The sequence below is a fragment of the Salinicoccus albus DSM 19776 genome, from assembly GCF_000385175.1.
In the GTDB taxonomy this organism is placed as follows: Bacteria; Bacillota; Bacilli; order Staphylococcales; family Salinicoccaceae; genus Salinicoccus; species Salinicoccus albus.
Genome location: NZ_ARQJ01000026.1, coordinates 81,101 through 94,474 on the forward strand (window position 1 = coordinate 81,101; position 13,374 = coordinate 94,474).

Annotated in this window: 10 protein-coding genes; 8 read left to right on the top strand and 2 right to left on the bottom strand. The window is 44.9% G+C overall.

The features are described 5' to 3' along the window. Positions 1-66: 66 nt before the first annotated feature. Positions 67-885, bottom strand: coding sequence for a hypothetical protein (locus G343_RS0106400; protein ID WP_020007296.1), 819 nt, complete (start codon positions 883-885; stop codon positions 67-69). 169 nt (positions 886-1,054) lie between these two features. Continuing rightward, positions 1,055-2,077 carry a hypothetical protein gene (locus G343_RS0106405; protein WP_020007297.1) on the bottom strand — a complete coding sequence of 341 codons (1,023 nt, stop codon included), beginning with the start codon at positions 2,075-2,077 and terminating at the stop codon, positions 1,055-1,057. A 177-nt stretch (positions 2,078-2,254) separates the two neighbouring features. Here G343_RS0106405 and G343_RS0106410 point away from each other — a divergent pair, with 177 nt between their 5' ends. The 8 genes from G343_RS0106410 to G343_RS0106445 all read left to right on the top strand — a co-directional run bounded on the left by G343_RS0106410 (position 2,255) and on the right by G343_RS0106445 (position 13,326). Then, a complete protein-coding gene (locus G343_RS0106410) occupies positions 2,255-4,063 on the top strand; it encodes a PTS mannitol transporter subunit IIBC (RefSeq protein ID WP_020007298.1) in 1,809 nt (602 codons plus the stop codon). Between the two features lie 27 nt (positions 4,064-4,090). Continuing rightward, positions 4,091-6,109 carry a BglG family transcription antiterminator gene (locus tag G343_RS0106415; protein WP_020007299.1) on the top strand — a complete coding sequence of 673 codons (2,019 nt, stop codon included), beginning with the start codon at positions 4,091-4,093 and terminating at the stop codon, positions 6,107-6,109. Next, positions 6,109-6,534, top strand: a complete 426-nt coding sequence (locus G343_RS0106420; protein ID WP_020007300.1) for a PTS mannitol transporter subunit IIA — start codon at positions 6,109-6,111, stop codon at positions 6,532-6,534. Before G343_RS0106415 ends, G343_RS0106420 begins: the two co-directional genes overlap by 1 nt. A gap of 1 nt (position 6,535) precedes the next feature. Beyond that, complete coding sequence (locus tag G343_RS0106425; RefSeq protein WP_020007301.1) at positions 6,536-7,645, top strand: mannitol-1-phosphate 5-dehydrogenase; 1,110 nt, start codon at positions 6,536-6,538, stop codon at positions 7,643-7,645. A 140-nt stretch (positions 7,646-7,785) separates the two neighbouring features. After that, on the top strand, positions 7,786-9,780 hold the full coding sequence (locus tag G343_RS0106430) for a catalase (RefSeq protein WP_020007302.1): 1,995 nt from the start codon (positions 7,786-7,788) through the stop codon (positions 9,778-9,780). A gap of 160 nt (positions 9,781-9,940) precedes the next feature. Then, the gene (locus G343_RS0106435; protein WP_020007303.1) at positions 9,941-10,411 is read left to right on the top strand and encodes a MarR family transcriptional regulator; all 471 of its coding nucleotides are present in this window, start codon (positions 9,941-9,943) and stop codon (positions 10,409-10,411) included. Next, positions 10,389-13,028, top strand: a complete 2,640-nt coding sequence (locus G343_RS0106440; RefSeq protein WP_020007304.1) for an MMPL family transporter — start codon at positions 10,389-10,391, stop codon at positions 13,026-13,028. The genes G343_RS0106435 and G343_RS0106440 overlap by 23 nt, the downstream gene beginning before the upstream one ends. Positions 13,029-13,077: 49 nt before the next feature. Continuing rightward, complete coding sequence (locus G343_RS0106445; protein WP_020007305.1) at positions 13,078-13,326, top strand: hypothetical protein; 249 nt, start codon at positions 13,078-13,080, stop codon at positions 13,324-13,326. The last annotated feature ends 48 nt before the right edge of the window (positions 13,327-13,374 follow it).

Here is a 13,374-nt window from a genome sequence, read left to right on the forward strand (position 1 = left end):
TTTAAACTGTTTTTTTCGAATTTTTAGATAAAATAAATAAAAAATGACAGCCGAAGCTGTCATCTATTATCTTACACTTTCCGGCAATTCTATCTCTTCCACACTGTCAAAGGATGTGAATTCAACATCTCCGCTCAGTTCATATTCTCCTTCTGCATCTTTACCCGTGGCTTCATAGTCAATCGACTGGATCAGATTCATGTCTGAATCCACTTCGATTTCAACACTGTTTTCCACATTTGAAGTATCTATCGTCCCGAATTGAACTGCAAACAGCTCTTGAAATGTCTGCAGAACCTCCTGGCTGTTTCCTTCATAGGTATAGACGGTCGTGGTACCATTCTCCTCAGTTTCAAGCTCATCTTTGATATCTGCAAATGTTGAAACCACATTCTGATATTTCACAAGATGGAGCTGTTCGATGCTTGCCGACTCGGATATATCCACCCAGTCGCTGCCATTATTATAGAACGTCCGTCCATCTTTGGAGATTGTACGATCCTCCCCTTCTGAGGCCAGATGAAACTGGGGTTCATTATTTTCACTGCCCTTCCTGAATTTTATATCCGCATCCAGTTCGCTCCGGCTGCCGCCGTCAACGCTGGATTGTAATACGACTGTTGATTCATAACTCTCTATCTCTTCTGATTTATCTATCATTCTATTCAATGCTTCATCATCTGTCTGCTGCAGCTCTTCTACTGAATTATCCGGCGCTTCTTCGGGTTGTTCCTGAGTTTGTTCCTGCGTAACTTCAGTGCTTTGTGTGTCATCAGAGCTGCCCGCAGCGGATTCATCTGTATTTTCATCGTCGCCTGTCTCCTGGCACCCCGATATAATGAAGGAAGCAGTCAACGTGACAAATAGGTATTTTGAGACTCTCATTTCTCCTTACTCCTTACATACTCTAATGTCCGTAAATCATATCACGTTTCATTTCCTTTCACTAACGAAAAGCTAGGTGCAGACATGCCGTCGGATTCTGCCCTAAACTAAATATTTTTCAAGGCACAAAAAGATTGGAGTCCAGGCTCCAATCCATAATTCAACATACTTATCTGTTATCCGATTCGGCTGGTCTTTGACCTTCGTCTCCATCATCATCTTCAAAACTCTGTTCCGAAGTATAATAACGAGTGTCTTTTTCTGTTGAAACTGACTGTGCTGCCTGTCTTCTGTCTAGTTCGTCCCTGCATATGAAGTAATATGCCACGACACTTCCGGTCATGAAATACATGATAATGATATAACCAATAACCAACAGAAGCGCAGAACCAATCATTAGGACAGAGAACACCAGACCGAAAGCATTGTTGTTAAACAGCACCGCAATCAGTACACCTGTAACGATGACGATGAAATAGACCGCCAGTGGAACCATAAACAGCACGACGTTGCTGAACAGCAGCTTCAACAGACTGCCGCCGGCGCGGAACATGACATCCCAGGCAATCTTCAACTTATCCATTGTCGGTATCAGCGGCTGGTCGATATATACCATATAAGCCAGGAACATATAGATGGCTAGAAATATGAATGGTATATAGGATAAAATGATCAGCAGCAGATTCAACAACAGAATGAATATGATCAATGCAATCTGGCCGCCGTTGATTTGACCGTCTGTGGAAAACCTTTCCATTATAATCCCTATAGGCGCATTGATTGCGGTGAATAAAAACTGTACGAAAATACCGTAAGCAAACGCAATGACATGATAGGAAACGACGATGATCAGACTCAGCTTGATGATCTTGCTGTAGTTTCCTTTTTGAAATGTGACGAAGACTTCTTTAAACCCAAAATCCACCCCCCGATAAGTTTTGGCAAAATACCTCAGCACGCCTATCGTTATTGGATAGATGACAAAAAGCGACAGAAATATGAGCAGGAAGATCATCGGGATTATCCAAAGCAGGCCCCAGGCTGAATCCATAAAGATTGCCGGCAGCACAGATAGAAACATAAACAGCATGACTGCGGCGTAGATTAAAATGAAAATCAGGACAGTAAACCAGAATGTCCTGCTGTGCAATCCGGCACCATTTTGCCTGTAGGCGGATTGATACTGGAACATATAGTCACCCTCTTTTTTTTTCAGTATAACATTCTCTGATCAATTTTCACGTAAATATACTGTAAATCCACATTTGTCATGGACTTTTTGCCAAAGTCGTATTTTATTTGGTTTGTATAAGCGCATACAGTGGATTAATATGAAGGTATAATAAAATTAAAGACAGGGGTGTCAGCTATGGCAGAAGAAAAAAGCGGCGTTTCCCGCAAAGTTCAGGCTTTTGGTTCGTTTCTCAGCAGTATGATCATGCCAAATATCGCAGCCTTTATCGCCTGGGGGCTTATTACAGCACTATTCATCGAAGGCGGCCCTTTCCCTAACGAAAATCTGGCCTCTATGGTAGATCCGATGATCTATTACCTTCTTCCGCTCCTGATCGCATTTTCCGGCGGTCGTCTCATACACGATCTCCGTGGCGGTGTGGTCGGTGCGACGGCAACAATGGGGATCATCGCAGCATATCCGGATAACCCGATGCTGCTTGGTGCAATGATTATGGGGCCGCTCGGAGGCTACTTGATCAAGCTGGTCGACAATTTCCTCATGCCGAGGACAAGACAAGGACTGGAGATGCTGGTGAACAACTTCTCGGCCGGTATCCTCGCCTTCTTGATTGCAATCGGCGGATACTATGGCCTTGGACCGGTCGTCTACGGTCTGACCGAGCTGCTGGGCATGGGTGTAGATGCCATCATCGGCTTTGGTGCATTGCCGCTTGTCAGTCTATTCATTGAACCCGCAAAGGTGTTCTTCCTGAACAACGCAATCAACCATGGCGTCTTAACGCCGCTTGCCACAGAACAGGCACTGGAAACGGGACGCTCGATCCTGTTCACACTGGAATCGAACCCGGGCCCTGGTTTTGGAATCCTGCTCGCCTATACATTCTTCGGTAAAGGGACGGCAAAAGCGACAGCACCCGGGGCTGCATTCATCCAATTTGTCGGAGGCATCCACGAGATCTATTTCCCGTATGTGTTGATGAAACCAACGTTACTGCTTGCTGCAATTCTCGGCGGGGCATCCGGTATTCTGACATTCAGCCTCTTCGACTTCGGACTGGCTTCACCGGCCGCACCGGGAAGCATTATTGCATACTTCCTTGTCACCCCCGGCGGTGAATACCTGGTTATGATTGCCGGTGTCCTTGTGGCAACGCTCGTTTCATTCGCGGTTGCGTCACTGATCCTCAGATTCACCAGACAGAATGAGGAAAGCCTGGATGCGGCAACAGCTAAAATGGAAGAAACCAAAGGGAAAGAATCTTCAGTCGCAGGTTCTTTGAAAACCTCTGATGAATCAGTTTCAGATCCTTCAGCAGAAAGCACGACGGACGGTCAGTTTGATTACAGCCAGGTCGATAAGATCGTCTTCGCATGCGACGCCGGCATGGGATCAAGCGCCATGGGCGCAGGCATGCTCAAGAATAAGTTCAACAAAGCCGGGCTCGACATTGACGTGACCAATTCCGCAATTAACGAATTGAAAGGTGATGAAGATATCATTATCACCCAGAAAACGTTAACAGAGCGCGCTGAAAACAAAGTGCCGGAGGCGAAGCACATTTCAGTCGACAATTTCCTGAACAGCCCGAAATACGATGAACTGCTTGAAACACTGCAGGCGGAACAGCTTGATGGAACTGAGACAGCTGAATCAGAAGCGGTTTCTGCTGCTGATGAAGATTTTGACTACAGCCAGGTCGATAAGATCGTCTTCGCGTGCGATGCCGGCATGGGATCAAGCGCCATGGGCGCAGGCATGCTCAAGAATAAGTTCAAAAAAGCCGGACTGGACATTAACGTGACCAATTCCGCAATCAACGAATTGAAGGGTGATGAAGATATCATCATCACCCAGAAAACGTTAACAGAGCGCGCTGAAAACAAAGTGCCGGAGGCGAAGCACATTTCAGTCGACAATTTCCTGAACAGTCCGCACTACGATGAATTGACAGAAACGCTCAAAAAACAGCAGAATAATTAGATAGAACAAAAATCAGGAGGTGTCATTATGATTAGTTCCCGCGAGAAGAAAATTATCAACGAGCTAATGTATCATAATGGCACCTTTATGCTCATTAAGGAAATTGCAGGAAAGCTCGGGGTGTCCTCACGGACAGTGCACAGGGAGCTGAAGAACGTAAGAGAAACGCTCTTTAAATTGAATATCAAATTGCGCAGTGAATACAAAAAAGGTGTGAAACTGGAACTTGCTCCGCTTGAAGTGGATGCACTGAGTAAATTCATCACAGAACATGCCGATAAAGACTTAAGCTCAGAAGAAAAGAAAGTTGTGCTCGTCTACAATCTGATACTCAATCAGGAGGGACTCAAAAAAAGTGCGCTGGCTGTAGAACTCGGTATCAGCGAGCACACAGTGGATGAACTCATCAGCCAGATGGACGAACAATTGAAAACCTTTAATCTTGAGATCAAAAAGACACGTGCCATCGGTATCCAGCTGATCGGGGATGAACTTGCCAAACAGAATTTCCTGGCAGACATGATGATTAATGAACTGAACTCAAACAGTATCTATTCGGTCATCGAAAACAACTTTGTTTTCAGTTCCCTCATCAATAATAAAATCATCGGCATCCTGGAAGCAGATAACATCTTTAAAGTGGAACGCCTTTTGATGGACGAACTTGACGTCCTGCCCTACCAGCTTACCGAAAATGCATACCTGAACCTGACACTTCATATCGTGCTTGCAATTGACCGTACTGAAAATGAGCAGAACATTGCTGTCAGGGAGGCTTTGAAAGAAGAACTCAAAGAAACGCAGGAATACTTTGTCTCATCCTCACTGAGACAAAAACTTGAATATGAATTTGAATCTTCCCTGCCCGAGGAAGAAGTTTATTTTATCGCCATGCATCTTCGCGGCAGCAGGAGGAAATTTCAGGAGTCGCTCGTCACACATTCCGTTGAAGCGTTGACAACTGCATTCATCGAGCAGGTCAGTGCCCGGATGAACTACCCATTCTATGCCTATCCTGAGCTTAAGGATGGCTTGGTCCTTCACATTGAACCGACTCTCCATCGCCAGGAAGCAGGCATCATTACTGTCAATCCGCTCGTAGACACTGTAAAAGAAAACTATCCGGACCTTTTTGAGGTTGTGCGTGAAACTTTTGAGGAACAATTTGGTATCACAACACTGGATGAATCCGAAACAGGTTTTCTGACCATCCATTTCGGGGGCATTCTTCACGGGAATCCGAAGGTGGAAGTCACCACGGTCTGTTCAAGCGGTATCGGCACAAGCAGGATACTGGCCAACCAATTAAAATCCAGGTTCAACAACCTTTATATCAGGCAGGAGTTATCCATCTCTGACTTGAAGGCGGCTGATATTCACGACGGTGAACTCGTCTTAAGCACTGTTCCGCTCGATATGGACAGCTATATTCTTGTCAGTCCGTTAGTCGATGAACATGATGAATATAAAATATTGGAAGCCATCTCAAAAATCTCAGACAGTGCTCAGGTTTTAAAAAAATCTACTGAACCACAATCTTTCCACATCGATCCTGATAAAGTGATACAGGCTTCAGAGCTGTATCTGAACCGGATCTTCATCAACCAGTCATCTGGTACAGGGGCCATAGAATCTGTAAAAAGTACACTCGCTGATCAGCGCTCGCTGGATACAGAAGCCATTGAAGGGATCAGTGACAAGCTCATCAACAGATATGAGCGCACCGGGCTGATCATCGGAAAGCGCGGATTTTCTTTTCCTCATATCAAGTCCCCGCTTATCAAAAGGCATCAGCTTGTTTTTATCCACAATGAAAAGGGAATCAAAGATAAGAACTACAATGATGAGGCCGTGCTCACCAGCCACCAGATACTGATGCTTGTGCCTGAAGAGACCTTGATTTCAGATCTTCTCAGTGATATCAGCGTACTGTTCGGTGAAAACCATGAATACATCGAAGCATTATTCAGGGATCAGACACCCATTGAAGAAATAATAAAAACTTTTATCCAAAATATTTATAGAACAGAAAGGCATGATTTATAATGTTGAATACAGAGAATGTTATGTTAAACCAGACGGCAGCAACCAAAGAAGAAGCGATCAGACTTGCCGGGGGCATTTTGGTTGAACAGGGGGCTGTCGAGGCAGCATATATCGATTCGATGCTTGAAAGAGAACAGGTTGTTTCCACTTTCATGGGGAATGGCCTGGCAATACCGCACGGCACCGAAGAAGGGAAAAACTCTGTGATCACAAGTGGATTGTCATTGGTCCAGATCCCCGCCGGCGTCGATTTTGACGGCAGCGAAGCGAAAGTGATACTCGGCATCGCCGGCAAAGAGAATGAACATATGGATCTTCTGCAGAAAATCGCGATCATATTCTCAGAAGAAGAAAATGCGGAAAAGGTGATCAACGCCGCTTCAGCTGAGGAAATCATCGCACTCTTTGAAGAAGAGGGTGTTTAATATGAAAGCCGTACATTTTGGCGCAGGAAACATCGGCCGCGGTTTCATTGGTAAAGTACTCCATGACAATGGCTTTGAAGTGACGTTTGCGGATGTTAACGATGAAATTATTGATGCACTGAACAATGACAATAGCTATACTGTGCATATTGCTGAAGAAAATGGTGAAGCTTTTGAAATCGCCGGCGTCAGTGGCATCAATACCACGAAAAATCTCGATGCCCTTCATGCGGCGATTCTGGAGTCAGACATTATCACGACAGCAGTCGGTGTGAACATCCTGCCGTTTATCGCAAAGAATATCGCAGCCTCTTTACCGAAACGGCTGGAGAACATGAGACCGCTGAACATCATTGCGTGTGAAAATGCAGTAATGGCGACGGCAGCACTTAAGGAAGCAATCACTGATGAGATCGGGGAAATCACGGCGGATCATGCCGGTTTTCCAAACTCGGCAGTAGACCGTATCGTACCGATTCAGACCAATGAGAATATTTTGGATGTAAAAGTAGAACCGTTTTTCGAATGGGTGATTGAAAAAGACAGCTGGGCCGGTGATCACCGGCTGGATGGCGTGAACTACGTTGCCGATCTAATGCCGTTTATCGAAAGGAAAATGTTCACGGTAAATACCGGACACGCAGCCATCGCCTACTTTGGAAAAACGCTCGATTATGATACGGTTGCAGAGGCCATGACAGATGCCAGAGTAAAGAACTTTCTTGATGATGTACTGACGGAAACGATGGACTATGTCACTTCAGTCTATGATTTTACAACGGAAGAACAGCAAACGTATATCAATGAAATTATAAAACGTTTCACCAACCCTTACCTGTCTGATGGTTTAAACCGTGTCGGACGAGGTGTGATGAGAAAGCTTGGGCCCCGGGATCGTATCATCAAACCGCTTGTTTATCTGCATGAGCAGGCTAAGCCCCATGCGTCTCTGAGCAGGCTTGCGGGGCTTGCGGTTCAATTCGATGATACAGACGATCCTGAGCAGGTGGAAATGAACAAGCTGATTGAAGAATTCGGGGTTGAAGGCTTCCTGTCGAGACACAGCGGACTCAGTGATGATTTGATAACAGAAATAACCAACCAACGGTGATAAAAGGTCCGCTTAAAATAAGCGGACCTTTTATCATACCCGTATAAACCTTATGCAAAACGGTATAATGTAATTACATGCAATCGGTTTATTCCCCTGTTATGTTACTTATAGAAACTATTTTAAGAAGGGGGTTTATGATGAGTAATAAGAAAAAAGACGATCTTCAGAAAGACACAATTGATAACACGAAAGAAGCGCCGCTCACGACGAATCAGGGATTGCCGATAAGTGAAGATGAGTTTTCTCTTAAAGCTGGTGAAAGAGGCCCCACTTTAATGGAGGATTTTCATCTTCGTGAAAAAGTGATGCATTTTGACCACGAAAGGATCCCTGAACGGATTGTCCACGCACGGGGCTTTGGTGTCCACGGTGAATTTGAAGTCTACGAATCATTGGAAAAGTATACAAAAGCGAAATTCCTAACGGAACCAGGTAAGAAAACGCCTGTTTTCACCCGGTTCTCAACCGTAGCCGGAAACAGAGGTTCCATGGATATTCCGCGTGATGTCCGCGGCTTTGCAACAAAATTCTATACCGATGAAGGCAACTTTGATCTGGTTGCTAATAATATGCCGGTATTTTTCATGCAGGACGCGATTAAATTCCCGGATTTTGTTCATGCGGTAAAGCCGGAACCGCATAATGAGATGCCACAGGCAGCTTCAGCACATAATACGTTTTGGGACTGGGTTTCCCAGAACACTGAAAGTGCGCATATGGTAATGTGGCTGATGAGCGACCGGGCCATACCAAGAAGCTTCAGCATGATGGAAGGCTTCGGTGTCCACGCATTCAGACTGGTGAATGCGGAAGGGAAAAGCCATTTTGTCAAATTCCACTGGAAACCGAAGCTCGGGACCCATTCGGTCCTGTGGGACGAAGCGCAGATGATCAACGGCAAAAATACGGATTTCAACCGGGCACAGATATGGCAGAACATTGAAGACGGCATCCCCGTAGAATTTGAACTCGGCCTTCAGGTGATTCCTGAAGAAGACGAATTCAAGATGGATTTTGATATTCTTGATCCGACAAAATTATGGCCGGAGGAAGATGTACCTGTACAGATTGTCGGCAAGCTGACGCTGAATGAAAATGTGGACAACTACTTTGCAGAGACGGAGCAGGTCGCTTTCAACCCCGGTCATGTTGTACCCGGCATTGATTTCTCCAATGATCCGCTGCTGCAGGGAAGATTGTTTTCGTATACAGATACGCAATTGATCAGACTTGGAGGCCCCAACTTCCACCAGCTTCCCATCAACCGTCCTGTATGCCCTTTCAGTAATAACCAGCGTGAAGGTTATGGACAGGTATCCATTCATAAAGGGCAGACTGCCTATCATAAGAACAGCATGAATAACAATCAGCCGGAGCCGCTCAGCGCGGAAAAAGGCGGATATGAACATTATCATGAAAAAGTAGATGGCAGAAAAGTACAGGCCAGAAGTGACAGCTTTACAGATCACTTCAGCCAGGCAAAAATGTTCCTTAATTCAATGTCCGATGTTGAACTACAGCACATCTATGATGCAATCAGCTTTGAACTTGGCAAATGTGACATGGAAATCAGGGAAATTGCCATCTCTGATCTGCTGAATCATATAGATCGTGATATGACAGAATATGTCGCTGACAAAGTCGGTGTAGAAATGCCGCCGGAAGTTGAGGAATCCACTTATGACAAAAGTTCGCCTGCCCTGAGCATGAAAAACACTACTTTCGCTCTCGACACCCGTACTGTCGCAGTGATGATTATGCCTGATATTGCAGAAGAAACACTGAAGGAAACAAAATCCAAATTGGAAGAAAAAGGTCTTCAGCCGAGTTTCATCGCAGACAAAATGTATAAAGTCGGAGATTTGCAGATTGATGAGACATTCGATACGGTCCATTCCGTATTATTTGATTCAGTCATCGCACTCAAAGGGAAGGATCAACTGCCGAAAGCAGCAGTAGAAAACCTTGAAATTGCTTTTAAACATAAGAAAGCAATTGGCTATGGCAGCCTTTCCGGAAATATATTCGAGCCGCTTTCATTTGATGAGAATGACAAGGGCGTCTCGAACATTGAAGAGAATTTCAATGACTTTCTGAATGATGTTGCTTCCCACAGGATCTGGGAAAGGTAACTTTCTCTGCGCCTCAAGCCTCTCCAAACGGAGGGGCTTTTTTATTTCGATAATTTGTCACAGGTTTTGTTTTGACCCTGCATGTATACCCATGCTAAACTTTGAATTGCTGAATTTGGTTGAGCATGCTAAACAATAGAAGAGCGGGGCGTTGATTTTAATGAAAGAACAGTCTGATGTGATCAAAAATTTGATGACCATATATGGTTACGGATATACAGATATTTTCAGCGATGTCACTGAGTCTGTCAGCCGCCTGCATATTTCAAAAACGCAGCTTGATATCATCCAGTTTATATACTTGAATGGTTCTGCCACCCCTTCCCAGCTCGCCGGACAGCTGAATGTACAACGAAGTGCCATTACACATACGGTGAAGAAACTCCAGCACAAAAATCTGATAACGGTGAGACAGAACGGATTGACGAATGACAGGCGCTCCAAATTGATTTATATGACAGAAGAAGCTGAGCAGTTCCTAAGGGAATTCATGACATCCATACATAAAAAGATAGAAATGGATATCAAAAGTCTGTCTGAAGAAGAATTGAAAGAATTGTATAAAGCAACAGTAATAATTATGAAGTATTTGCCTGGAGGAAGTAATGATGAAACATATTTTGAAATTTAAATGGCCGATCACAGCCCTCATGCTGATATTCGCGGTTGTATCGTTTGTTATGTCACCAAACCTGACACAGCTGGCTGCAGAAAAAGGAGATGTCCAGCTGGCTGACGACCAGCCGAGCGAACAGGCCCGCCAGTTCCTCGAAGCATACGATCAGGATAACGAAATGGTGTCTCTGGTATTGGAATTTGAAGGTACAGTTTCTGAAAATGAATCGGATATCCAATCCTACATAGACGAAATCAATAATATCGAAGATGTGGAAAATGTGATTAATCCGTTCGATTTGCAGTCCGATATGCAGGGTAATTTCATCAATGATGACAATGGGGTCATGATGATTCCCATGGAATATGTGGGCCCGATTGAAGACGTCAGCAGCATTGCTGCAGATATCAACGAATTGAATCCAACTGAAGCGGAAGCTTCCGTTACTTCCGACGAACTGATACAGGTCACACTTGAAGAAAGTGCGATGGACGGCATCCAGTCCACGGAAATATTTACATTGATCATAGTGATCGCAGTCTTATTACTGATGTTCCGCTCTGTGGTTACACCGTTTGTTCCTGTAGCTGTGGTCGGTATCGCATACCTGCTCGGCCAATCTTACGTCGGCTGGGCAGTGGAATGGTTCGGCTTCCCAGTGTCACCGCAGACCCAGAGCTTTTTAATTGTCATCCTGTTCGGTATCGGGACCGACTACTGTATACTGCTCTTGAACCGGTTCAAAGAGGAGATGCAGCATTATGATAAACACGAAGCGATCCTCCGTACATTTTCTACCGGCGGTAAAACAGTATTTATCAGCGGGATTTCCGGAGCAATCGTATTTGGAGTCCTGTATTTTGCGAACTTTGAAATTTACCGCTCTGCTGTCGGGGTCGCAATCGCAATCATATTCCTGCTGCTGGCGCTGTACACCATACTGCCAGCTCTGATGCATCTGCTTGGCCGCTATATATTCTGGCCGAGCATAAAGAAAACCGAGTTTCAAGAAAGCAGGCTGTGGACACCGCTTGGCATATTCTCATTGAAATATCCAACGCGGATCATCTTCTCAGTGATTGCCATACTTATTGCTGTCTCATTCCTTTATAATGAGGAAGTTAATTTTGATTCCCTGGAAGAAATCGATGATTCATATCCCGCTGTACATGCCACGAATGTTATCAGCGATAATTTTGATGAAGGCACAATATTTCCTGTCGAGGTCATATTGTCCAACGGTGATGACCTGCTCACTGAAGAAAGTCTTTCCAGGTTGGATGCTGTGGCTTCAACGGTCAATAATATAGAAGGTGTCAAAGAGGTCCAGACGTTAACACGTCCTTCAGGAGAGGAGGTCGAAGACTTTTCAGTCCGCAGTCAGCTGTCCCAGACCAGCGACAGTATGGACGATATGATAAGCGGGCTCGAGGAGATCTCTTCCGGGCTGAGTGAAACAAGTGATAACCTGTCGGAAAGCAATATGGAAAGTGGAGACTTATCGCAGCTCAGCCAGGGCATCACAGATATTAATGAAAATATCAGCCAGATCAGCACTTACATGACACAGACAGGAGATACCGTAGGTGCTGCACAGCAGCTTGGAGAAGTCCAATCGGGTTTGACAGCCATGTCAGAAGAAGTCGAAACAGCAAATGCTCAGATGGCTGAACAATCTGCAGCTGCCCAAGCACAAATGGAGGAACTGAGCAGCGGACTAAGTGACTCAGCTGAAGGAATTACAGAAATCCAGAACGGTCTGGAGGAAGTCCAGACGCTTCTGGATGGTATCAGTGCCAATTCTGCAGTCGACCAGACCGGTCTTCATGTCCCTCAGGATTACATCAATAACGAAGATGTCCAGTCTTCCATTGATCAATATTCATTTGGCAGCAATGAAGCACTGACGATGAATGTCATCCTGGATGTCGATCCTTATTCCCATGAAGCAATGAACATTCTTGACGATGTGGAAAGTACAGTAAACGATGAACTTCAGAGACTGGACCGCAACGAGACAGACGCATACTTCTCAGGCGTTACAAGCATGAACCGCGATCTGAATGAGATTTCCAACTCTGACTATAACCGTGTCGTGACAATCTTTATCATCACATTATTCGTCATACTTGCAGTAATATTCAGATCACTGATCCTGCCAATTTCTATGATCGGTTCAATCTTTGTCACCTATTTCGCATCACTGACCATTACGCAATGGCTGCTGGGCTTCATCGGTATGGGTGAATTGAATTGGGCGGTGCCTTTCTTCAGCCTGATCATATTCGCAGCGCTGGGTATTGACTACTCGATATTCATCATCGACAGATTCAGGGAGGAACTGGCGAACAGGAGTATCAGAGATGCCATCGAATATTCCATCAGACGGATGGGTGTCGTCGTCATCACAGCAGTGATCATACTCTCAGGTACATTCGCTGCATTGATCCCGTCAGGCATGGTCATACTGATACAGGTGGCAAGCATCATCATATTCGCCCTGCTGTTCTATGCATTTGTTGTACTGCCGCTGCTCGTGCCGGCGCTTGTAGTCACATTTGGCAAGGGCAATTGGTGGCCGTTCAGAGCACCCGGAAATGTCAACCAGACAAAGTTTAAAGACGAAGAATAATGGGTATAAATTAGTGGCAAACTTAAGCGGAAATTTAAGGAGTGAATTCATGCATCCACAAAAAAGCGCAGGCGTTGCTGCCGTTCTCAGTGCTCTGATTAACGGTCTTGGACAGATATATAACGGTCAGATATTCAAAGGAATCATTATCATTATCATCCAACTGATTAATGGAGCATTAACGTTTATACTGATTGGTTATGTATTCCTGCCAATCGTCTGGCTATATGCTGTCATTGACGCCTACAGAAGTGCAGAAAAGATAAATAGACGCAGTTACAGAAAATATAACCGATAAAACATCGCCGGGAATTAACTTTGTTAATCCCCGGCTTTTAATTTGAAG